We start from the raw sequence: 25,025 nt of genomic DNA, 5'->3' as shown, positions 1-25,025 counted from the left end.
TGATTCAATAGCAGGAGTATTTAAATTAAACTGCAGAACATTTCAATCCTGGTCAGGCCAAGTCAGTAGGCGGAATGTAATTTTAATCGATATTCGGAAGGAGACATCTGGGTATGTCTTTTAAAAAAATTACTAAAGAAAGAAGTGTTTGCAAATCGTAGTGTTTCCGAAACATTTAGAATGGTTAAATCATTATTCTGAAGCAGAATTTTGGCTTCAAGAACCAGCGCGTTTTCAATGCACTGCTTGGCCGTTATCTCTGTAACCAGTTTGATGGTTTTAGTAAGATGCCCTGAGGAAATGTTCAGGGCATCTGCGTAAAACCTTACGCTGTGCTGTTCTCTGCAGTGGAGCTCAACTAATCTGAAAAAATGGACGGCTGTTTTTTCCGCAGCGGAATATCTGGTCTTTTCAAGCCAGGAACTTCTGTAGTACAGACTGGCGAGCTCATATAAAAAAAGGTTGAAGCTCAAAAGGATGAGTTCCTTTTTGAAAACCCGTGAGTTTGATAATTCCAGCCTCGTGCCTGCCAGCAGCAGCAGATCCATAAGATTCTTAAGTTCCTTTTTCTTCAGGAAAATTTTGGACACGTATCTGGCGGTGAAAAAATTAAAATACCCGATATGGGGCCACCTGATGCTGTTTTCAAATGCAAATTCTGATGTAAATGACAGTATGGATACGCACAGTTCCGTGCTCATCATCACAACCTCGAAGTCTGATCTCTTGGGAATGGCTATCAGTTCACTGGCAAATAAGTGTATCGTCCTGCTGTTGATGCTGATGGCGGCGGCACCGGAGTTTACTATGAGGACCGTCGAGTGCTGCTCTGGAATTAAATCCTTGAAAGCGTTTGCGGATTTTAGATTTTCAAAAACGCACAACGCAATACCCTGCGTCTTATAATTTGATTTCTTAAATATCAAAGCCTTTTATTTAAATTGAACGTTCCATGCCGCTAACGGTATAATTTTGCTATCATGCTCACGCAGACAAACAGCAGATTTGACATCATATTGATGAAAAGCAGATACACTAATTTCCTTGCAGAATCAATCGGGGGCGTCTCAGTAAAGGAGATGCAGCGGGGCTCATTATTAAACAGTATGGTCAGTATAAAGTATATAGCCGCCAGATTCAAAACAATCAGAAATACGTAAAAGCCGTATACGATCCGCTTTTCAAAAGGTATGATCCAGTCCATTTTTTTTATTTTTTAGTTTCTGCTGAGAATTCCTGCAAGCAGTGAGCTGGCAACCGCGGTAGCGGAATTGCTCAGCGCTCCCTGTACTGCACCGGCCCTGTTGCCCACGGAGGTTTCCCAGTCCTTATCCTTGCGTTCTGATTCAAAATAGAGCGAATGCCTTGCAATGGCCGATGAGGTGAGGATTATCCTTTTTTCTTCAGCCGTAAACTGGACATTATTTATAATGCCTGCTTCAAAAGAGATAATCTGCGAATGCACATCGCCGTAGGGATAGCCCTGCCAGGCTGGAACCGAAGACATGAAGTGGTACAGGCTGTTTTTTGCTGCGGCCGACATGGGGGAACCGGCAAGAATCTGCTCGAGCTGCAGCTGCGGCGAAGAGACAATCTGCTGTATCTTCTGGAAATTGGGCGCAGCAGGGGATGGAAGGTTCTGCAGATCTGTGTTCAGATATGATATGGAATCGATCTTGGAGCTGACAGCATTGATGGTGCTGTCCGAAATCGTGCAGGAAAGATAAGCGTCGAGTATCTCATTGTGGATTCTCCCCGCTATGTCATATGCGTTGGCTGGGTTTTCAGGATTCACCTGCACGGTTTTTTTGGACAGCAGCTCATTTTCGGCTGATTTGGAAATTGGAATTTCATGTGTGTAGTCATCTTCATTGGCGCATGACACAGAAAGTGCTGCAAGCATGCCGATTAAAATTTTTTTCATGATTAAAGTGTGTTAAATGGAGCGGCCTTTTGGGCCGGTTCATTTCACCCGGGCAAGCAGAACCTTAAACGGCACGATGCCGTTTTTTGCTTGTGAATTCAAAGCAAATCTAGTCTCATGAAAGCCGCCCTGCAAGCCCTTGGCTGTGGATTTTCTGAATTTCAGGTATGGATTTTCGGAAAATCGGCACTATGTTTTTTTAATGTTAACCCTTTGTTATCAATATATTACGTTATATTTGGAAGTCTTTCTTTACAAATAGCCTGCTTTTGGTTTCCAGCTCGGGAATTTTGATAAGGAAAAGCATTTTTTGCCCCGTATTGTATCATTTTTAATCCTGACTCTATGCTTAAATTTAGATCCAGCCTTCTTTTGCTCTTGATGACCCAGCAGCTTTTTGCGAATTGGAACGAACCGAAGAAAAGTGATACGCTTTCAGGCAGATCCTATGATTATCTTTTTGACAAGATTGAGCTGACAGCAGGCTCCGAGCGGCAGCAGATTTACCTCTCCAGCTTTCTTCGCAAGGCAAAAACAGAAAAAAATGACGAGGAAATCTTGAACGGATACAAAAACTATGTGCATTACTGCGATGGGAAGCTCAAGCTGGTATACGCAGACAGTATGATCTATGCGGCTAAAAAGGCAGATAAGGATGCCCTTATCGGTTCGGCTTATCTCTCGAAAGGCATAGTCTTTTATTCGCTGAAGAACTACAAATCGGCTCTGGACCACTACCTGATTGCCGATAACTTTATTTCGAAAACCGATGATGATTACCTGGTCTATAAGGTAAAGTACAACATTGCGCAGATCAAGTACTATCTGGGGTTTTATGATGAGGCCGTGCCGCTGCTGAAACAGTGCATTGAATATTTCAGCGGAAAAAACGCGAGGGCCTACCTGAATTCGCTGCATTCCCTTGGACTGTGCTACGGCAGGATGGGCAATTACGGGCTGGCATCGCAGACCAATGCGGAAGGCCTTAAGGAAGGGGAGAGGCTTTCCAATGATGAAATGAAATACTACTTTATCCACTCCGAAGGGGTGAACCAGTATTTTAAAAGCAATTATGCCGATGCCGTCAAAAGCATAAACGCTTCCATTCCGATGCTTTTAAAAAACAGGGATTTTGCCAATGAAGCGGTGGCCTATTTCTATCTGGGAAGAAGCTACTGGGATCTTCATAAGCCCGAGAGGGCGGTTCCCTATTTTATGAAGGTGGACCGGATATTTGAAAATAAAAATTATATCCGTCCCGATCTGCGGCAGAATTATGAGCTGCTGATAAAATATTACAAAGGAAAGCAGGACCTGAACAAGGAGCTTTTCTACATCAAAAAACTGCTGAAGGCCGACAGCGTGCTCAGCAGCAGGTACGTTTACCTGTCGGGCAGGATCCGAAAGGTGTATGATACCAAAGTGCTGATAGAGGACAAGCAGAAAATCGAGAAGCTGTTCAATAACAGGAAATACAATGACTACATATACAGCGGGGTCATTGTGGTGCTTTTCTCAGCGGTTATATTTTTTGCCCATCGGCATTCCAGTAATAAAAAGACCTACAGGCTCAAGTTTGAACAGGCCATTAATGGCAGGAAAGCTTCAGTGCAGAAGACCCAGAGGGAAAACGGAGCCAGCGGCATTGAGGATATCAGCAGTGAGACCGTGGCGCAGATTCTAAGGAAGCTGGAAAAGTTTGAAAGCGACAAGAAGTTTCTGCTGAAGGATCTTAATGCGGCCAAACTGGCATCGATCACCAATTCGAATCCCAAATATCTTTCCGCCATTATAAGGCACCACAAAGGAAAAAAGTTCGTCAACTACATCAGCGACCTGAAAATCGAACATATAATAGCTTTATTGAAAGAGGATAAAAAGATTAGGAAATATTCCAACAAGGCTCTTGCCGAGGAAGGCGGATTCAGCAGCACCCGGAAATTCTCCCAGGCGTTTTTTGCCAAGACAGGATGCCCGACTTCTTTTTTTATAGATGAGATCAATAAGATGTCCGAATGAAAAAGACTGTTTTATACCAATTAGTATGCTGTTTTATTTTGACAAGCTGTTTGAAGTTTTTAGGTAAAACTCTATTTTTGCCTGCTTAATTTAAAAATGAATAGTATCATGAAAGATTTAATAGCAAAAATAAACGCCGAAATCGAAACATTCAAAACCGAATCTGAGTCTTTAAGCGAAAAAGGCGTGAAGGCGGCAGGGGCCAGAGCGCGCAAATCATCTTTGGAGATTGAGAAGCTTTTAAAAGAGTTCAGAAAGGTTTCTATTGAGGAGTCGAAGAAATAATTTTTGGCGGTCTTACTTACTTTTAAAGGGAGAGAATGGGTTTTTAAGCCCCATTTTTTTATGCTTTTTTATAGTTATTCTGCCGGTTGATACTTTGTAGAGGGAACAATAGTATTGCTTTTTGGAGCACGGTCATAAGTCATTTTCAGCAGGCAGCTTCTCCCGCTTTGCGCTGCAATCTTTTATGCCGAACCCCGGCAGAAAAGGATTTCCGCTACAATCGGGGCTGGAGAGAAAAACATTTACTTTTAAGCAAAATTTGTTTTTTAGTGTCTATAGCTAGCTAAATTTTATTTTAACATCTAATCTTTCTTCTATCTTGTCTGCTTTTTTACTTACTTTTTTCAAGATGTAGTTTGAACAATGTTCAAAAAGATCAAAGAATTTTTCATACTCGCTCACTGGTTCCTTGTAAGTTATGGTCTGGTTTAAAGTAATTTGATCTTTGACTTTTTTCTGAAAAACTATTTCAAGTTCAAAATCACTAGTGCCATTATGTGCTATGTATTGATTACGCATATCCATTAAGTTCAAATGAATTTCTTTTAATTTCGGTTCATTTTTGAAAACATCTTTGGGATCCAAAGATACTTTTCCGGTGCTAAAACTTGAAAAACATTTTGAATAGGAGAGGATTGAATTTTTAAACATTCCATGAGACAGAATAAATTCTTCAAATTTGTCGAAAGGATATTTTTCGTTGAATGCTTTAGAGAATTCTAGCGAATACTGCGCTTCCAAAATCTGCATTGCTAAATTTGTCCAAGAATTTAAATACTTAGTTTCATCTTCGCTGATAACAAAATTTTTATCTGTTAAGCTTTTTAAGTTCCCAGAAAGATCTTATTTATGCATAGTTTAATTTCTTTAAGCACTATTAGTTTAATATAATTTTAGTTGTCGTAGCAAACGTCAAAATCATGATCTAATGAATTTGGCAACCTGACTCCTACAAATTTATTTTGTCAGCGCATGCGGTTTCAACGTTGTCATTATCCTGCCCGTCAACAGTTGACATTACTTTACCGATTGCATGAATATCTAAATCTGAATGGGATGTTAAATACTGATAAAGATATTCTTCTATATGGATTTTTAAAATATTACTTAGTGTTCGGATAATCTGGAGGATTTATAATTAAATGAGCCCTATTTTTGGATTTTTCGAAAACATACAAGCACAAAAAATAACATCACATTATGTCAATTGACAAAATACAAAGGGATATCTTTATTGATAATTTTAGTAAATTGATGGTCGAGCTTTTACATAAGTCTGAAATAGACTATCTTTAAAACGATAGTATTTATCTCTTACTTTTATAACTTCACTTCCATAATCGTTAGTAACTAAATGTCCAACATATTGACTGGGGTTATCAACATCTTTTTCAATGGCTTTTTTATAAACTTCAGTAGTGAATATTTCGTTATCAGTGCCATTATAATTGGCTAAAGCCTTTAATACAATTTCTCGTGCTTGCGAGGAAGCAACTGCCTTTTTATATCTTCCTTCAAGTACAGGATCGGCTTCTTTTTCAGCGATTGCTTTAAGTATATTCTCTACATAATTTTCATCTAGTTCTTCATATTTTCCGTCAAAATACGCAGTCCGGAAAGCTTGTTTTCCTATTAAGTGAACTATATAGGGATGACCTTGTGAAAGATCAATAATTTTATCTTTTGCAGATTCCGAAAATGTTATTAAATTATTAATACTATTTTCTCCGGTTATTATGATTTGTCTTAATTCGGTTTTGCCCATTACTGGTAGATTTATTACACTCCCTGCAAATAATCTGTCAGAACTTTCGTGCTCCTTCATCAGATTTTGAATATCTTGAGCAACTCCAACAATACAAAACTTTAATCCTGGAGTATTAGTAGCTAAGGATTTTAAGAATGAAGCAAATCCAGATATGTCCTTTATCTGATCAAATTCATCAATGACAATTAAAACACCGTTCTTCGCAACTTTCGCTTTGAGTAAATCAGAAATCACATTATGAAAAATTGTTTCGATTGAATGTTTTTGAATTGTTGATGTTGTAGTTCTTTCAGAGGATACATCACCGCCTACGGAAGCAATACCAATATTTAAATTACCATTTAGTTTATCAAGTTCTTTAGTTGCCGTGGGAATTTCATAAATCCATTCTAAAAAACACTCTCTTGTTGTTAAAAGACGTTCAAGCAATTCTTGAGTGTTAGTAATTGAATTACCACACGCATAGTAAATACTTAGGTAGTCAAGTTTTTCATCAGAGTAAATACCTAACTTGTCAAGTAAACGATTATCACCTTGACTTATATTTATTATTTGTCTAGCTAGAGAAGATTTTCCAATTCCACGATTACCAACGATTGCAATATTCGAACCATCTGCAATTAATGCCAGATACGCATCTTTTACATAAGTTTCACGACCAGAAAATTTTTCTGGATCAGAAATTTCTCGAGCTGGTACAAAGGCGTTTTCAACTTGTTTAATAGTAATTTGTGTCATAAGTTTAGTTTGTATTTTTATATTCTAATAAATTAAAAAACATAAAAATGTATTTTTTGTTTATGCTTTTTCTAATTCTCACTAAAATTTGCAATTTCTTCCGCAAGTGGAAGTAGTCAATTTTAAGTGTAATAGGCAGTTATTATTTGCCGCAGTAAGCACAAACATTTGTCATTAGTGGACCTAGACTTTTGTTTAAAGATTCACTAATATTTCTTTTTTCTGAAAAATCTTTTTTTTCGTAATTTTCAATATACTCTCTAACTTCTTTTCTTTGACTATAGTCTAATTCAGTGTAGACTTTTAATAATCTTTTTACTTTTTCATCCATGGAATAAAATTTTATGTATTAAACTTCTGTTATAATTTCCACATACTTCACAATCTGTCGATGTAATTGAAATTGGAATTTTGTCACAACCGACACATTTTCTTTGAAATTCTCGAAGGGCATATCTCATGCCTTTACGCAATTCTCTTTCTTTTATATTGTATTTAGCATCGTTTTCTGACCTTGAAGTCATTTTTGTCTCTAATATTTCAAACGATTTTAAAAATTCATTATAATTTTCCGGTGGATTTTTACCTAATTTTTTAAATCCATCTGACAAGCTATTGTAGTCGTTTACAGCTTCTAATGAGTATGATAAATTATCATTCCAATTATTTACAAGTGCAAAAGCTGATATTATTAGTTGAATGATTGATAAAGGAATTGATATAGCAATTGTATTCTTTAAAATTTTAGAATCAAATCCGTATCCAGATGCAGTAGCTCCAATTGTGAGAGGAACAACGATTCCCATTATTGTTAGAAATTTATTCCAATTGCTATAAAATTGAGCTCTTTTACTGAAAATGTAACTTTTTCCAAAAGCTTGAATTGAATTGTTCCAAGAATCAATTCTTAATTGTTCTTCTTTATTCATCTATAAAAATTGTGTTAGATTCCTAAGTTTGCTAAAAAAAATAATTATCAATTTATTATTTAAGAAATAAAATTGCTTGAGTAAATTCTATTTTAGTAGGCTTTATGCTATCGTCGAAATTTCAAAATCAAACATACAAAAGTACTTTTGTTTTATTGTACGGTTTTCCATAATCTCTGTCATTAAAAATGTGCAAAATAATTCTTTGATGATGAAAAGCCTAACGTATAAATACGTGTTTTTTGACCTTTAATAAATAAAAAAGACAGCAGTGTAGACATCTAAAATTATAAAATTTTAAAAGATGGAACTTGATTATATCAAAAAAGAACAACCATTAGTATCAGTATAATAGATGTCAAAATTAGTATCAAAGTTAAAACCATTAGTGTTTTTTCGACTAATATAAGTAACCATGCCTGCTCATAATTTTTGAATTGCTGCAATCCTCCAAAACCTCTTCGTTTGAATCTACGTTTGTTAATTGCATATCTAATTACAAAACAGATTATTAAAATACTAATTGCTAAAGTAATCACAGTAAACTCTGATTTATCAAAATTCATAATAATTATATTACATTACTAATCAGTAAACTCTTTTTGATAAAACGAATTTATGTAATAAAAAGCTTAGTTATTAAAAAATCTTTTTTGATTTTGCTTATTATTTCACAGTTTTTAGTTTTTTGCTATGCTTCTTACAAGTAATGTAGGGATATTAAAAAGTATAGGAAGAATTGCAATAGTGTTTTTTATTACTATATAATTATTTGGGGTATAAAAAAGATGCCAATTGGCATCTCTTATTATTGATTTATTTTTAGTTAGAAATACTCCCTTTCACATTCTATGAAGAATTGAGACAATGTCATCTCTTCTTTGCGTAAAATTTTTATTAATGTATTTATAGGAATATTATATCCTTCATCACTTGCAATTTTTGAAATAGTGCTAGTTACAAGATCACATTGATTACCATATGATGTAAAACTAATATCTTTTCCATTTTCGTCTTTTTTGTCAATTATCCATTTTTTGGCAATAAAGTTACATATATGCTTTTTGGAAAGCATACCTTTAAGCTCTAAAGATGTAGATTTATTTGTAGCCAATTTGTTAGTTTATATTAACAAAATAAGTTCATTTGTTGAAAAAAATCGTTTGCGATAGCAAACGATAGAATAATTTTCTTATATTTGCTTTCAATCCATTAGGATTGTATTTTTGCGATTCTTCATATAAAAATATTGAAGCATTCGCTTAGAATCTCGTTTCAGAAAACTGGTAATTTTTAACACACGAGATGATAAGTAAGATGCTCACGTCATTGGCGTGGGCTCACTTATTCGTGTGTAAGGTATACCAGTACCTCTGAAACGTTTAGGCTGAGTTCCACGCTTTTTTTTTAACTCTCCTTTTATTCTTAGCAGAAATATTTTTTTTCCAAGTTTCGCAACCTTTGGATAAATTGAACTTTTAACATTCATTGCCTGTGTATTAAACAAAAAAATCTTCTTTATGTTACTTTAAGCCGTTTACTTAATGCATAAAAATGGCCCTCTACGACAGCGACCAAACTAGAGCAGAGGACCGTAGCTAATCAAATACCATTTAACTAACCAATCCCAATATTATGAATTATTTTTCATTTTACAAGGAAGGGAAAGCACTTTATTGCCTGTTTTTAATGGCACTGATATTCTCTTTCTCATCTTCTTCAGCCCGAAATTCTAATCGGAGTTTCAGTTCTTTTTTTCAACAGAATCAGGTTCATGGTGTTATCACGGACGGAAGTTCTCCGCTTCCTGGAGTAACACTTGCTGTTAAAGGCAGACCCAATGCCGCTGCGATTACTGATTATACAGGTCACTACGCGATTTCCGCCGGTACAACTGATACTCTAGTAGTTTCTTTTATAGGTTTTAAAACAAAACTTATTCCTGTTTCAGCACAGTCCAAAATAAACATTGTTTTGGAGTTCGATACAACCACATTAAAGGAAGTCCGGGTGAATGCTGGCTACTATACCGTTAAGGAAAGTGACCGGACGGGGAGCATTGCCCGGATTACCTCGAAAGATATAGATACCCAGCCTGTCACAAATGTTTTGGCAGCCATGCAGGGGCGGATGGCTGGGGTAAGCATTACCCAGTCCTCCGGAGTTCCCGGCGGTGGTTTCGATATTAAAATCCGAGGGCAGAACAGCCTTCGGGCAGATGCGAATTCACCGCTTTATATTATTGACGGAGTGCCCTATTCTTCGGAACCGATCGGTTCTACTTTAACCTCTACCATTTTTCAATCCTCAACAAGTCCATTAAACAGTATTAATCCAGATACTATAGAAAGCATAGAGGTATTGAAAGACGCTGATGCGACTTCCATCTATGGATCTCGCGGAGCAAATGGAGTGGTTCTCATTACCACAAAAAAGGGGAAAGCAGGAAAAACTAGTTTCAGTTTTACAAGTTCAACAGGAGCAGGCACTGTGACACGATTTCTAAAACTAATGAATACGAAACAGTACCTAGATATGAGAAGACAGGCATTCATTAACGATGGAATTCCATTTGGTGAAGCTGATTATGATATAAATGGGACATGGGATCAAAACCGGGACACCGACTGGCAGAAGGAATTATTGGGAGGAACAGCTCATATATACGATTTCCAAGGCAGTATTTCAGGGGGCAGCGAAAACACCCAGTTTATATTCAATGGGAGCTACAACAGCCAGAGCACTGTTTTTCCAGGCGATTTTAAATACTCTCGCGGTGGAGGACAGCTGAATATTAACCACCGCTCTGAGGATAAAAAGTTTAAAATAACGCTGTCCGCTAATTATACTGTTCAGGATAATAATCAGCCGTCAAAAGATTATTCAAGCTTTTCCAGATTTTTACCTCCAAATGCGCCGGCATTATACAATACGGATGGTTCTCTAAACTGGGAGAACGCAACGTGGCAGAACCCGCTTAGTAATAATAATTCACTATTCAATTCGAAAACAAAAGATTTTCTTGCAAGCACCCTGCTGTCGTATGAGCTCGCAAATAATCTTTTTGTGAAAAGCAGTTTCGGGTATTCCACTCTTACCACATTAGAAACTAGAACGATGCCTTCCACCTTGTACAATCCTATTTACAATGTCAGCAGTATGCGTTCATCACTTTATACAAATAATACAGAGCGATCATCATGGATTATTGAGCCACAGATAAATTGGAAGAAAAACATATCAAATGGAGTCTTAGATATCTTGGCAGGTGCCACTTTTCAACAGCAGTCGGGCAGTAATCTATATATTTATGCAGGAGGATTCAGTTCAAACAGTCTGATATATAATCTGGCTGCCGCTAATTACGTTGCTGTGCTTGGGAATGACGAAAGCGATTATAAGTACCAGGCATTTTTTGGACGTATAAATTACAATTTGAATCAGCGATACATAGTGAACCTGACTGCCAGACGCGATGGATCAAGCAGGTTTGGTCCGGGCAACCGGTTTGCAGTTTTTGGAGCAGTAGGGGCAGCGTGGATTTTTTCTAAAGAGAACTTTTTAAAAAACAGTTCGTGGCTGAGTTTTGGCAAGCTCCGTTCAAGTTACGGCTCGACGGGTAACGATCAGATTGGAGACTATCAGTACCTAAATACTTATTCAAGCTCCGGTGTAGCCTACGACGGAGTCATAGGACTTCAGCCTTCCAGACTTTTTAATCCTGATTTTGGATGGGAAATCAATAAAAAGCTGGAAATGGCTGTTGAACTTGGATTTCTAAAAGATTGTATTTCATTGTCGGCAGCGTATTATCAGAACAGGTCTTCTAACCAGCTTGTTGGTATTCCATTGCCGGGGACTACTGGGTTTCCAACATTGCAGGCCAATCTAGCGGCAACTGTTGAGAATAGGGGACTGGAGTTTACCCTTCGCACGGTTAATTACAATAAAGAGCACTTTAAGTGGACTACCAGTTTTAACGTAACTGCCTCCAGAAACGAGCTTCTGCGATTTCCTGGTCTGGAGAGTTCCTCTTACAGCCAAAAATATAGAATTGGAAGTCCGCTGAATATTTATCTCATGTATAAATTAAAAGGAGTAAATCAGCAGACAGGCATATACGAATACGAGGATTTAAATAAAGATGGAAAAATCACGTACCCAGAAGACAGACAGTATGCGGCAGACTTAAATCCTAAATATTTTGGTGGTTTTCAGAACCAGTTTGAATATAAAAATTGGAAACTTGACTTTCTCTTCCAGTTCGTAAAACAGCAGAACCAGATCTATCCAATGGGGGCACCAGGTAATATGGCCAACCAGCAGCAACGCATTACCAACAGCTGGAAAAATCCCGGAGATATTGCGCCTTACCAAATTTTCACGACAGGGCAGAACAGTGCGGCGGCAGCGGGCCAGTATTATTTCTATGACAGTAATGCTACTTTAACCGACGCGTCTTTTATCAGACTGAAAAATATAGCAGTTTCGTATAAGCTGCCTTTAAAACTGCAGCAGTCAAGCTGTACGGTAATGCTGCAGGCGCAGAACCTTTTGACTTTTACAAATTACAAAGATGGGGATCCGGAATTCATAACCTACGGATTTCTTCCTCCTTTAAAAATAATTTCAGCTTCTGTGCAACTAACATTTTAAATAAATCATCATGAAAGCACTAATTAAATTCATAAGCATCTGCAGTTTAGCAGTGCTTTTTACAGCCTGTGATTCATTTGTAGAAGTTGATCTTCCAAAATCACAGCTCTCTAATGTGGCAGTTTTTGACAGCTACTCTACTGCAGATGCGGCTCTGGCAGACATTTATGCTAAAATTAGAGATGCCGGTCCGCTCAATGGTTCCTATACCGGACTATCAAACCAGTTGGGAAACTATGCAGATGAATTAACTGCCTATGGAGGACCATCCAATCCAAGTATTGATTTTTATAACAATAGTCTCTTGGCGTCATCAGGAAATGTTTTACAGTATTGGAATTCCAGCTATAATCAGATTTACGCCGCTAATGCAGTAATTGAGGGACTTCAGGCCAGCAGGAATATTGCCGAAGAGGACAAAAAGAAGCTTTTAGGGGAAGCACTGTTTATTCGTGCACTGTCGCATTTTTATCTGGTCAAGCTTTTTGGCGGTATTCCTTACATATTTGGCACAGACTATCGGCTTAACAGCAAAGCCCGCAGGCTCGGCGTGGAGGAAATATACACTTATATAATTACAGATCTTGAAAAAGCTGTTGAGCTTTTGCCGGAAACATACAGTTCGATCGAGAGAACGCGTCCCAATAAATACTGTGTCAAGGCTTTACTGTCAAGAACTTATCTTGAGAATGGATTCTACCAAGAGGCTTCAAATGAAGCGTCATCCATTATCAATAATAGCGCACTATATTCGCTTTCTGCCATAGACGCCGTCTTTCTGCTGAATTCTGCAGAAACAATCTGGCAGCTTAAGCCAGCCGAGCCAGGACAGAATACCTCTGAGGGAACATTATTCATATTTGATCAGGGACCGCCTTCTTTTGCTTCCTTGAGTTCTCAGCTTGTGGAGTCTTTTTCAGCACAGGATCTTCGAAGATCAGTCTGGATTAGGAAAGTCACAAATAACGGCGAGTCTTGGTTTCATGCCTATAAATATAAGGAGCAGAGCTACACTTCACCATCAAAAGAATATTCTATCATTTTCCGAATTGCAGAGCAATTCCTTATAAGAGCTGAGTCGAGGGCCAGATGGGGGGACCTGATAGGTGCAAAAGAAGATCTAAATGTTATTAGAAGTCGCGCGGGACTGAACAATACAACGGCTGAGACTCAGGATGAGATTCTCGATGCAGTGCTTCAGGAAAGAAGATGGGAATTTTTTACAGAATGCGGCCATCGTTTCTTCGATCTCCAGCGCTTCAAAAAACTTGATGCTGTCTTGTCCTTATCCAAACCTGGCTGGAACACTGATGACCTGCTGTTTCCAATTCCCGAAAATGAAATCAAAACGAACCCCGATCTAGGGCCTCAGAATGCTGGATATTAAATTTTATAGTTATGTTTAATTCTTATAAGCAACAACACCAATTTTTTAGAATACCTGTTTTAGTTTTAATTTGTTTTTTGTATTTAGTAGTCTGCCCTTTGAGAGGGCAGGCTTTACAAAAAAGACATCTTTCTTTTTCTGATTATGCCCTATGGGGCCATATGGAAAGCGGTAAAATATCACCTGATGAAAAGTGGGCATGCTTTAATATGACCTATCAGAATGGAGCGGACACGCTGTTTGTTAAAAGTACAGTCACCAATGCAGTTTTTTCTTTTCCGTCCGGACGGCAGGCACTTTTCACCAAAAATAATCACTTCGTTTATTATGCAGGTCAGGCTTTACATATTGTCGATCTTAAAAATCATAAGAGTGAAAGGTTTAATGTTCTGCCAAACTACACATATTCTGAAACAGCTGACAAACTGATCATGCAGCAGGCTGAAGAAAATAAATTACTGATTTATACTCCGATGGGAAAAACAAGAGAAATCGCGCAAGTCCAGAAATTCTCACTGAGTCCCGACACAGAAATTCTGATTTACTGCACATTTAGATCTGGAACCAATTATGTAAATCTTCTGGATCTTCATAAAGACGGCAGTTCAAAAATAATTGCTGAAGGCGCTGATTATTTTGATAATTTTTCCTGGAGCCAAAACTCAAAAGCGGTGGCATTTTATTCTAAAAGCGCTTCTGAAACTGTTAACTGTCTTCTTTTTTATTCGCTGAAATCAGGCGATTTATTTGAACTGAATCCAAAACTTGAAAATTCCATATCGAAAGAAATGGAGATAAGCGATAAGTCTGGAAACGCATTGCTTGTTTCTGAAAAATCGCAAATGGTATTTTTTAAAATGGCAATCAGAACTGCTGCCGAAACCGTTAAAGAGTCCAATGCAGAGATTTGGAATACCAATGATAAATGGGTTTTTCCTGAGGAGCAGAATTACGGAAAATTTCATGAACAACCAAAGCTAATGGTGTGGCGGCCTTTTACAGGATCTGTATTACCGATTTCTTCAGATATTCTGCCTCATGTAATGCTGACAGGAGACAATTCACATGCTATTTTATCTAATCCGCAGGAATATGAACCCCAGTTTGAGGCTGAGGGACCACGCGACTTTTATATTATGGATGTCAAGACTGGTTTTAAAGAACTCATACTAAAAAAACAGTCAGCAGTATTTTACGATGTGGTCTGCTCTCCTCAAGGCCGGTATATTGCTTATTTCAATGCAGGAAACTGGTGGATTTATGACTCAAAAATGAAATCCCACACCAATATTACCTCGAGGACTGGAACAGCTTTTGAAGGAAAGTTTCGTGTTTTTGAACCTCTAACCACATTTGGAAATCCAGCATGGAACAAGGACGATAAGGAAATCCTTCTTTATGATGAATTTGATATCTGGGCAATAACCCCAGATGGAAAAAAATCTCGACGGCTGACGCGCGGACGGGAGCTTAAAATTAGATTCCGAATTGCTGCAATCCCAAACACAAACGGTCTGGAATTTAAGTATAACGGACTTGTTATACCGAATATAGATCTGGAAAAGGGATTGCTTTTAAAGGCTGAAGGCGATGATGGGAAGACTGGTTATTACAGCTGGAATAAGAAAGATGGACTGCAGCCGATTATTTACCGGAATTCTTACATTAGTGATATAAACTATAGCGCCAATAAAAAGTTATATTTTGTCACCGAACAAAAATTTGATCTGCCTCCCAGACTGATTTCTACGAAAAAATCATCAGAGGAAAAAATAATTTACCAAAGCAATGAACATCACAAAATGTTTTATTGGGGAAGAAGCGAACTTATAAATTTTAAAAACTCAAAACAAAGAAGTCTAAAAGGAGTGTTATACTATCCAGCAAATTACTATCCTAAAAAAAAATATCCGATGATCGTTAGTATTTATGAAAAGCAGTCAGAGGAATTGCATAAATACCAAAATCCGACAGCCTACAATGATGCCGGAGTTAATCCTTCTGTCTTGGCCTCACTAGGATATTTTGTATTTCTTCCCGATATTATTCATGAAAGCGAAAATGTTGGACCATCAACGCTAGACTGCGTAACTGCAGGAACTCAGAAAATTATCGATATGGGAATAATTGATTCCAAAAGAATTGCTTTGCTGGGACATTCCTTCGGAGGTTACGAGACTTTGTTTGTAGTTAATCAAACTAAAATGTTTGCCACAGCTGTAGCCAGCGGAGCAATCACGGATTTGAGAAGCCATTATCTGACTATGGGATGGAACAATTCAAAGCCAGATATGTGGCGTTACGGAACTGAAGAATGGAGGTTAAGCGGAAAAACTCCGTTTGAAAATCCGGCTGACTTTGATAGAAATTCTCCGCTTGAATGGATCACGAATCTGGAGACGCCTCTTTTAATGTGGAGTGGGAAAGAAGATACTCAGGTAGACTGGCGACAGAGCATAGAATACTATCTCGCGCTGCGGAGACTAGGAAAAAAAAGTGTACTGCTTTTATATCCTGGTGAAAATCATGTGCCATCGAAACAGGTTAACCAAAAGGATATTACTGAGAAGGTCATCCAATGGATGGATTATTATCTTAAGGATAAGAAAAATTATCCGTGGATAAAAAAAGCAATGGAATAATTACCAATAATAAAATATGTGAATGCCGTTCAATTGAACGGCATTCTCTTTTTTAAGGATTAAAAATTTCAAAATCATGGGTTGCGGAACAATATCTCTTGACAGTTTTGTGCCGGGCCGTATGCCTGTGTTCCACTTGTACCGCCGCCTACGTAACAAACGTAAGCATTAGGTGATGTGTTACAATTCTGAGGCAAATTAAGTATACAATTTCCCTGATTATCTCGTGGATAACCAATTTTTGGCACCAAAACCTTTGATGCACTTTGCATCGAAGTGGTTACGAAGGCACCAGATACTGCCAGTGCAACAACGGCAATCGGCAGTACATTTTTAAAAAGTGTTTTCATAATAATTAAAATTACATTAAACAATGATCTACTTTATTATACAGGTTTTCGATCTTTTTTTTCCTGAAACCGGCCGGTATGATTTAATAATTTATCTCAGCTTAATCTCTGAGCTTTTTAATTCGTTTTGTATGTTTTCCTTTAGCTTGTAAACCGCTAGATTATTTCCAATTAGTGCGTATAAATATGTGCCATCGACAATGAATGATTTTAAATTATCCCCGTCAATATTATAAATTGAAAAACTGAAAAGATAGGTTTGTTTGCTGATATCGTATATATCAATTACAGAGGAATATTCCCATGTATTCTTATCTTCATATTTACCCATTACCCTCGAATTGACAAAAAGCAGATTTTTAAAAACAAAGCTATGTGCATTGACGATGAAAGGTGGTGCTGACATAGTTTTTCCAGCTCCTTTTTTTACAGTGGTGACTTTTATTTTTGCTTTTGTAGTGGTATCGATGGTATGACCTTTATAGACTAATTTTCCAGTTTTCTCCGCAACAACAAACTCATTTCGGTAATAATATAAGTAGATTATTTTTCTGTTGTGTTCGCTATACATTAAGAGCCCGTCGGTATCAAAAATACCATCGATCTGCTTCTCGAGAAGAGAATCTTTATAAGTGATCTTATTTTCTTTCTCATAATTGAATATTCCAAGTCTGTTTGACATATTTTTGCCACTGTTATTCCTAAATATTATTGTTGTACTATCTATTGGCTCCGCCTGCGTAAAAAACGGCATTTCGTTAAGACGAGTATTGATTGTCCAATCTTTGATGCTGCCTCTGAAAAGTGCAGGAACCATTCCGTCTTTTAAATAAAAATAGTTTTCCCTAACACACAGCGTAACATTTTGAAAAGGAATATTTCCTGGATCAAAGTTAATTTTTACAATTTTTTTATTACCTAGGTTATTGTCAAAAGAAGTCAGAATCTGCGGATTGCTGAAATTTCCAAGATACAATCTCCCCTTAGTAAATCCGGCAATGTAATATGAATTAAATTTTAAATCAATCTGCTGAAGATTTACAGCGGTATTTTTAGGATATCTTCTTTGAAAAGGATTGCTGTAATGCATAATCTTTTCTGAGCATATGTAAAGGATTACAACAGTCAATACACTGCAGAAGGATGATAAGATCATCGTTTTGATCGAAGTTGCTGTCAGCTTAGCGTTTTTAATCTTGCTATCATTATTTCTATGCAGCACAATAGCGATAACAGCTAATGCAATGAAAATAAAATTGAATAGCATATGAGCGTTCCAGCTCATCTTTTCCAGAATTCCTCCACAGGAACATGGAACATAAGAACTGTAATGGAGAATTATAAAAATATATACAGTAAACATTATCATGAGGTTAAAAGCTAGCAATAATCCGCACATTCTTGTGGAGCGAAAAATCAGAAGAAAAGATATTATTAATTCGAGAAGCGGAACTAACCAAGAGATCCAAAATGCAAATGCGCTGAGCAGAGGAGATTGGCCAAGCTGTACGCGAAAATTTTCATAATCAAGCAGCTTATTTGTTGAAGCATAAACAAAAAGAAGCACGAACAGAAGACATATAAATTCAATAATTGTGTTTTTTATTTGAGGTCTGAGATTCATTGTTTGCTGTTTTTAAATTTTGCTTTGATTGCAAAGGTTTATTGTTTATTTAATCTTAAGCTTTGTACGTTCATTTATAATTTAGCAAAGCAGTTTTAAGTATTTTGGAAAATTTGTATTACAAAATTATAATGATTTGATAGCGTAATTGTTACCAAAAACAGGCTGGTATTTTTTAATAACATTCATTCGTAGTTAAATGTTAACTTGATTATGAGTTAAATTCTTTCAAACAGAAAAAGGCACCATGAAAAATTATTTTCGGGTGCCTTTTAATTTTTAAATTTTACATGAATCTTACTTGCCTGATCCGTTAAAGATTTTCAATTTTTCATATAACTCATTTAGATTTGCTTTTTGAAGGAACTCCTCTCCAAGAAGCTTCAATTCCTGAAGATTCTCTGCAGGAATAATACTTAAAAAGGCGGATGATTTTAGTTCACCATCAAGTGATGATCCTCTCTCTATCACATTGTTTAAAAGAAGTACATTTTTGCGCGAAATCTTAAGATCGATTTTCACTGGTTCATTCATGCCAGGAATACTTAAAATAGTATCAAAGACTTTGGCTACATCATTTTCTGTCAGCATAATTTTCACGTATTAGATTAATAATAACTTCCTGTAAAGATATAAAGCGCCATTGTAATTGTCATGGACATAATATGACCATGATAGGTGAAATCAAGATGTCTTGCTTACTTTCGTTATGCTAAAATACTACATGGCTGTGATTTCAAAAATTAGCAATTTGCTGGAATCTATTATCATATGTATTTTAAGAAGCTAAATTACTGCCTAGTATTATAAAAGCGGAAAGATTGCCACGTTCCTGCAATCGGCAAGATGTCCGTTTGTTAAACAACCGAATCTTGCTGCCTTATACTCGGAACTCGTAGGCAGTGAAACTGAAAGGCTAAAAGAGATTGAAAAAGTAATGAAAATGATTGATGATGAAAAAGGAAAATTCAAACAGAACACGGATTGTAGGACTTCGTTTTACCCCTGAAGAGTATCAGAAAATAGAACGGAAATGGAAAGCCAGCACCTGCAGAAAACTCAGCGATTACATCCGGATGCATTTATTCAATAAGCCTATTACAGTCAAGTATCGAAGCGAGTCTCTTGATGACTTTATGGCTGAGGTTATAAAGCTCAAAAGCGAACTTCACTCGCTTGGAAACAACTTCAATCAGTCTGTGAAAAAACTGCATACCCTGAGACAGATTCCGGAGTTTAAAACATGGATTTTAAATTCTCAATTCGAGCGGAAAATGCTTTTGGAGAAGGTGGAGGAAATTAAAATTCACTTCCAAAAAATCACTGAAAAATGGTTGCTGTAATCAAAACAGGATCTTCTGTGCATAACATTTTTAACTACAATGAAAATAAAGTCAAAGAAGGAATTGCAGAGTTTATCGGGGAAGGGAATTATCCTCTGGAAGCTGCAAAATTAACCGGTGCAATGAAGCTTAACAGGCTTTTGAAACAGAATTCACTTAATGAAAATGTAAAGAGGAACAGCGTGCATATTTCACTGAATTTTGATCCTTCAGAATCTGCATTATCAAATGATAAGATGCTTGAAATAGCAGAACAGTACATGCAGAAAATAGGTTTTGGAAATCAGCCATATCTGATATACAGACATTATGATGCGGGACATCCGCACATGCATCTTGTCTCCATAAAAATAAGAGAAGACGGAAGCAGGATAGATATGCAGAACATAGGAAGAAATCAGTCAGAAGACGCACGCAGAGAGATAGAAAAAACGTTTGGTCTGGTTCAGGCGCAGCTAAAGAAAAGGGGCACCGATCAGTTTATCAGACCTCTTGTGCTTTCAAAGATTAAATATGGAAAGACAGAATCAAAAAGAGCTGTACAGTCGGTTCTTGATCATGTGCTTTCGGCATATAAATATAAAAGCCTCTCTGAACTGAATGCAGTTCTGGGACTGTATAATGTAAGGGCAGACAGGGGAGAGGAAAATTCAAGGATATTTAAAACAAATGGTCTGTTGTACAGGACGCTGGACGAAAATGGAAAACCGATAGGAGTTCCGCTCAAAGCAAGTGAGTTTTATAATAAACCGACGTTAAAATTTCTGCACGATAAGTTTCAGGAAAACAATAAAACTGTATACCAAAAGAAAAGAATTGCTAATGCTGTTGACCTGATACTTTTAGGCAGAAGCATTTCGCTTTCTGATTTAGCTATGCAGCTAGGAAAGGAAGGAATAGACATGGTTTTTAGAAAAAGTGAGTTGGGGCAACTTTATGGGATTACTTATGTGGATCACCTTTCAAAATGTGTTTTAAACGGAAGTGATTTGGGAAAACAGTACAGTGCCAAACAGATAGAAGAACGCTGCGGTTTGTCTTTTGAAAAGGGAGTAGGAAATAGAATTCCCGTTATATATGAAGCATTTAAATCTAGCGGCGTTTTTTATACAGAAACCGATAAACAAAGTTTTTTCGATGACTTACGTCTTGAGATGAATACGCTGGATTTTAAATCAGCTGTTCAAAAAATAATAGAAGTATTGACAAGAATAGAAAATGATACTTTTTATGTTCCAAATCAGCTTAAAAAAGCATCAAAAAAGAAAAGAGTAAGAAGACGTTCTAATAATTTATAAATCTAAAGAAAATGGCTATGCAGACAGGAGAGAATGAACAGGCGCTGAGAAAAATACTGGATATGACAAGATTAATCAGTGTCATTATACTGGTATTGCATTTTTATTTTTACTGCTATGAAGCTTTTGTACAATGGCATCTTGCAGGTGAAATCATGGAGAAGATAATAAGCAGGATTTCCAAAACTGGACTTTTTGATGATTTTCATAAATCAAAACTTTTTTCACTGTTGCTATTGGCAGTTTCCCTCATTGGCGCAAAAGGGAAAAAAGACCAGAAGATGAATTACAGAACAGCTTTGGTTTATATTGTCAACGGCCTGTTAGTTTACTTCGCCGCAGTGGTTGTTTTTTATCTTCCGATTAATGGAGATTACAAAGCAGGAATCTATATTAGTGTAACATCTCTGGGGTTTTTAATGATGCTTTCAGGAGGAACTTTATTATCCAGAATAATAAAAACAAAATTTCAGAATGGAGACGTTTTTAATAAAGAGAATGAAACTTTTCCTCAGGAAGAAAGGCTTTTGGAAAATGAATACTCCATTAACCTTCCTGCCCGCTATTATTTGAAAAATAAGATCCGAAAAAGTTGGATTAATATTATCAACCCATTTCGGGGATTGCTGGTTTTAGGAAGTCCCGGTTCTGGAAAATCCTATTTTGTCATCAGGCATGTTATAACCCAGCATATACAGAAAGGATTCAGCATGTTTGTCTATGATTTCAAATATGATGATCTCTCCAAAATTGTCTACAATACTTTTGAAAAAAATAAAGGGGCCTATAAAATAATTCCCAAATGCTACTTTATAAATTTTGATAAAATTATGCACAGATGCAATCCTTTAGATCCAAAAGGAATGGAAGATATAACAGACGCATCGGAATCGGCCCGAACTATTTTGATGGGGCTCAATAGAGAATGGATTAAAAAGCAGGGAGACTTTTTTGTGGAGTCGCCTATTAATTTTTTATCGGCTGTAATCTGGTATCTGAGGAAGTATAATGATGGGGAATTCTGCACCCTGCCGCATGTTATTGAACTTATGCAGGCAGATTACGATAATCTTTTTACATTACTTAGGACAGAAAAGGAAATTGAGGTGCTGATTAATCCTTTTATAAGTGCTTACCTACAGGAGGCAAATGACCAGCTGGAGGGTCAGATTGGCACAGCTAAAATTGCTATGGCACGTCTGTCTTCTCCTCAATTGTATTACGTGCTGTCAGGTAATGATTTCACTTTAGACATTAATAATCCAGACGAACCCAAGATTGTCTGCATGGGAAACAATCCGCAGAAGATACAGATCTACGGAGCAGTTTTATCTCTGTATGTAAACAGGCTGGTAAAGCTGGTAAATAAAAAAGACAGGCTCAAATCCAGCCTGATATTTGATGAATTTCCGACTATTTATCTCAATAATATGGACAGCCTTATAGCGACGGCTAGAAGCAATAAAGTGGCCACGTGTTTGGGCATTCAGGATTTCAGCCAGCTTCGAAAGGACTACGGAAGAGAGCAGGCAGATGTAATTATGAATATTACAGGAAACATCATTTCAGGGCAGGTAACAGGTGATACCTCCAAGCAGTTATCGGAGCGTTTTGGCAAAATTCTGCAGGACAGGGAAAGCCTTTCAATCAACAGCAGTGACACATCAGTGAGCCGTTCCAAACAGTTGGAATCTGCAGTTCCTCCTTCTAAAATTGCAGCACTCAGTTCGGGAGAATTTGTGGGCATGGTAGCCGATAATCCCGACTGTAAAATTGAACTCAAAACTTTTCACAGCGAAATTATTAATGATCATGATTCTTTGGGAAAAGAAGAAGAAAGTTTTAAAGAAATCCCATCGGTCCGCAAAATTGATGAGTATATGATTCAGCGGAATTATCTGCAGATTAAACAGGATGTCCAGGATATTATTAATTCAGAAATGGAAAGACTGCTGAATGATCCGGCCATGGCACATCTGGTAATAAAAAAATAGTTTTTTGCTGATTTTCCATATGCTAAGTTATTGAAGTCTTAGATTTTAATACTGAAATTCTCTATTTGTTTTATAACTATTGTAAAGATGTTTGTCTTTTTAAGTAATTTGCGACGCAGAAAATTCAAAATAGATCATCGATGTCAATAACCAGATAAAATTTGTAAAAGATGCACAGCAATATTATAAATGCAGATTCGGCTCCCTATCCAAAAACAAGTACTCCGGAAATGGATGCTGTGGCCACATTAGTGCATATTTTGGATAAAAGCAGATTAAAACCAATAATTAGCGTTTTAGACAAAGTCCCGAATATAGATGGATATATTGAAATAGTCAACGGAAAACAGCAGCCTTTGGGCAAACTGGAAGTACAGATAAAGTTTTTGCCTGAAAGTAAGACTGAAAAACCAAAGCATCAATGTGAATTACAATTTTTAGCCTATTGCGAGCACAATATTTTGCCGGTGCTTTTAATTGTTGTCGATGCAGCTGAGGAGAAAGCATATTGGATTCATATCAGCAGAAAATTCCTGTATTCTATAAAAGATAAAATTAAAGCCAATTCTGTAAATATTGATATTCCAAAAACGAATGTTATAATGAAATCGGATGCTTCGTATATTCCTTATTGGCTGGATATAATCAACGATTATAAAACCAGACTTATTAATTTTGACAGTGTTTCTGCGCAGCTCGATGATATGAAGTCTGAGCATGAAAAACTAAAAAAATTAACGAATCCTGCTCTAGGAATTGACAGGGACTATTTTAAGGAAATTCATTTTTTTCTGGACTATTATAATAATTTACTTGAAAAAGATTTTATTATAATTAAAGAAATTTTTTACCCCGACTGCTGGAAGATTGGAATTGCATATTCCGTTTATTCAGATTATGTATTAAGTTATTCTTTTTACCCTATAAGCTATACAACCAACGATATCCAGATAAAAGAGATTAATCCAAAAGCAACAGAGAGATTAAAAGATGCTATTAATTATATAAGGCATAATAAAACTAATCCGATTAAATATACCCCTGAAAAATATGCATATGGCTATATTATTCAGAACCTTAAAAAGATTGTAGATTCCCGTATGCTTCTTCCAATAAATAAATATGTGGCCAATGAATATATCGTGGCATTCTTGGATAAAAATTATGAATTTACAGGTATAGAAAAATCGGACAGTTATAAAATAGAAGATATAAAATTTGCTCTAAATGTCTTTATACCGTTTGTCTGTGAGGAGTTTCTCGAGAATGCGAACGATTTGACAGATGAAGAGTTTGATATCGATTTTTTTAGGTGGCATCTTTTTCCTCGCGATATTAAAAAACTTATCAAAAAAGTCCGCAAAAGAATCAAAGAAAATCAGAATCTGCAGGCTAAGATCAGAATATATTCCGCTGAATTTAATCTGGAATATATTTGGGAACTGATAATTCATTTGCAGAATATAAACGAAATGACTGTCAACAGGCAGTATCCTGTAAAAGTGTATCCAGCAAAAAGAGCCTACTTTTTTTGGGAGGTTTACGATGAACCAAAGGTAGAAAATGCATTAAGAGCAATTTTTAAAAATCTGCCAAGACTTTATGATGATTTTATTACTGAGTATTTTCCAGCTATTCAGAGACAGATTTCTTTTTTTTCCTACTTTGACTGGCTTATTGTAAATATTGCAATGAATGCTGAAGATAGAAACAATCCTCCGGGTGTAGAATTTATTTATTTGAAGAATCAGGGAGAGAATAAGAAACAGCAGATAGATATCTTTAATTCCTCTGAAAAATCTCCTTTATATTTGCGTGAGATATTTTCTCTAAGGGATTTAACGTTGGATTTTAACGGAGAAATATTTAAGGTGGTAGCGTCAAATTCAAGCTACGATGATAATATTTATCATGATATACCTATGCAGGACTATATTTATGATACATTAAAAAACAGGCTGGAAACTTACCTTGCGCCTTTACATAATGGAAACTCGACGATTTTTAAATTTACTAGATATTGATATTTTCATTAATGAAAGCCGCATTTTCAATGATCTGAATTTTA

18 protein-coding genes are annotated in these 25,025 nt (G+C 36.5%); 9 read left to right on the top strand and 9 right to left on the bottom strand.

All coding sequences use genetic code 11. From position 1 onward, the window contains the following. Positions 1-62 precede the first annotated feature (62 nt). Entirely contained in the window at positions 63-926 is an 864-nt protein-coding gene (locus J0383_RS02025) for a helix-turn-helix domain-containing protein (RefSeq protein WP_207296792.1), read from the bottom strand. A 290-nt stretch (positions 927-1,216) separates the two neighbouring features. Then, complete coding sequence (locus J0383_RS02020; protein WP_207296791.1) at positions 1,217-1,924, bottom strand: hypothetical protein; 708 nt, start codon at positions 1,922-1,924, stop codon at positions 1,217-1,219. Positions 1,925-2,269: 345 nt separating this feature from the next. On the opposite strand from J0383_RS02020, the gene J0383_RS02015 reads away from it, so the two are divergent. Further along, the gene (locus J0383_RS02015; protein ID WP_207296790.1) at positions 2,270-3,943 is read left to right on the top strand and encodes an AraC family transcriptional regulator; all 1,674 of its coding nucleotides are present in this window, start codon (positions 2,270-2,272) and stop codon (positions 3,941-3,943) included. 108 nt (positions 3,944-4,051) lie between these two features. Then, on the top strand, positions 4,052-4,228 hold the full coding sequence (locus J0383_RS02010) for a histone H1 (RefSeq protein WP_131424719.1): 177 nt from the start codon (positions 4,052-4,054) through the stop codon (positions 4,226-4,228). Positions 4,229-4,507: 279 nt separating this feature from the next. Here the strand turns inward: J0383_RS02010 and J0383_RS02005 are convergent, their stop codons facing one another. The 5 genes from J0383_RS02005 to J0383_RS01985 all read right to left on the bottom strand — a co-directional run bounded on the left by J0383_RS02005 (position 4,508) and on the right by J0383_RS01985 (position 8,777). Next, entirely contained in the window at positions 4,508-4,978 is a 471-nt protein-coding gene (locus J0383_RS02005; RefSeq protein WP_207296789.1) for a hypothetical protein, read from the bottom strand. A 493-nt stretch (positions 4,979-5,471) separates the two neighbouring features. Next, entirely contained in the window at positions 5,472-6,734 is a 1,263-nt protein-coding gene (locus J0383_RS02000; protein ID WP_207296788.1) for an nSTAND1 domain-containing NTPase, read from the bottom strand. Positions 6,735-6,876: 142 nt separating this feature from the next. Then, positions 6,877-7,065, bottom strand: a complete 189-nt coding sequence (locus J0383_RS01995; RefSeq protein WP_207296787.1) for a hypothetical protein — start codon at positions 7,063-7,065, stop codon at positions 6,877-6,879. Further along, entirely contained in the window at positions 7,058-7,663 is a 606-nt protein-coding gene (locus tag J0383_RS01990; protein WP_207296786.1) for a mobilome CxxCx(11)CxxC protein, read from the bottom strand. Before J0383_RS01990 ends, J0383_RS01995 begins: the two co-directional genes overlap by 8 nt. Before the next feature lie 826 nt (positions 7,664-8,489). After that, complete coding sequence (locus J0383_RS01985) at positions 8,490-8,777, bottom strand: hypothetical protein (protein WP_207296785.1); 288 nt, start codon at positions 8,775-8,777, stop codon at positions 8,490-8,492. 575 nt (positions 8,778-9,352) lie between these two features. Between J0383_RS01985 and J0383_RS01980 the strand changes: the two genes are divergently transcribed. The 3 genes from J0383_RS01980 to J0383_RS01970 all read left to right on the top strand — a co-directional run bounded on the left by J0383_RS01980 (position 9,353) and on the right by J0383_RS01970 (position 16,348). Continuing rightward, positions 9,353-12,319, top strand: a complete 2,967-nt coding sequence (locus J0383_RS01980; RefSeq protein WP_239023214.1) for a SusC/RagA family TonB-linked outer membrane protein — start codon at positions 9,353-9,355, stop codon at positions 12,317-12,319. A 10-nt stretch (positions 12,320-12,329) separates the two neighbouring features. Then, positions 12,330-13,706, top strand: a complete 1,377-nt coding sequence (locus J0383_RS01975; protein WP_207296783.1) for a RagB/SusD family nutrient uptake outer membrane protein — start codon at positions 12,330-12,332, stop codon at positions 13,704-13,706. A gap of 209 nt (positions 13,707-13,915) precedes the next feature. Further along, positions 13,916-16,348 (top strand): alpha/beta hydrolase family protein, encoded by a 2,433-nt coding sequence (locus J0383_RS01970; RefSeq protein ID WP_207296782.1) that lies wholly within the window; start codon positions 13,916-13,918, stop codon positions 16,346-16,348. A 441-nt stretch (positions 16,349-16,789) separates the two neighbouring features. Here the strand turns inward: J0383_RS01970 and J0383_RS01965 are convergent, their stop codons facing one another. Next, positions 16,790-18,322, bottom strand: coding sequence for a DoxX family protein (locus J0383_RS01965; RefSeq protein WP_394369537.1), 1,533 nt, complete (start codon positions 18,320-18,322; stop codon positions 16,790-16,792). Between the two features lie 297 nt (positions 18,323-18,619). Then, positions 18,620-18,913, bottom strand: coding sequence for a hypothetical protein (locus J0383_RS01955; protein WP_207296779.1), 294 nt, complete (start codon positions 18,911-18,913; stop codon positions 18,620-18,622). 362 nt (positions 18,914-19,275) lie between these two features. Between J0383_RS01955 and J0383_RS01950 the strand changes: the two genes are divergently transcribed. The 4 genes from J0383_RS01950 (at position 19,276) to J0383_RS01935 (ending at position 24,981) form a co-directional block, all read left to right on the top strand. Continuing rightward, on the top strand, positions 19,276-19,665 hold the full coding sequence (locus J0383_RS01950) for a plasmid mobilization protein (RefSeq protein ID WP_317196719.1): 390 nt from the start codon (positions 19,276-19,278) through the stop codon (positions 19,663-19,665). Continuing rightward, a complete protein-coding gene (locus tag J0383_RS01945; RefSeq protein WP_207296777.1) occupies positions 19,653-20,963 on the top strand; it encodes a relaxase/mobilization nuclease domain-containing protein in 1,311 nt (436 codons plus the stop codon). Before J0383_RS01950 ends, J0383_RS01945 begins: the two co-directional genes overlap by 13 nt. Positions 20,964-20,980: 17 nt before the next feature. Continuing rightward, on the top strand, positions 20,981-22,957 hold the full coding sequence (mobC, locus tag J0383_RS01940; protein WP_207298635.1) for a conjugal transfer protein MobC: 1,977 nt from the start codon (positions 20,981-20,983) through the stop codon (positions 22,955-22,957). A 170-nt stretch (positions 22,958-23,127) separates the two neighbouring features. Then, on the top strand, positions 23,128-24,981 hold the full coding sequence (locus tag J0383_RS01935; RefSeq protein WP_207296776.1) for a DUF4365 domain-containing protein: 1,854 nt from the start codon (positions 23,128-23,130) through the stop codon (positions 24,979-24,981). The last annotated feature ends 44 nt before the right edge of the window (positions 24,982-25,025 follow it).

The organism is Flavobacterium endoglycinae, assembly GCF_017352115.1.
GTDB lineage: Bacteria > Bacteroidota > Bacteroidia > Flavobacteriales > Flavobacteriaceae > Flavobacterium > Flavobacterium endoglycinae.
Note: the sequence above shows the minus strand (reverse complement) of the source record. Positions and strands in the feature narration are given on the sequence as shown.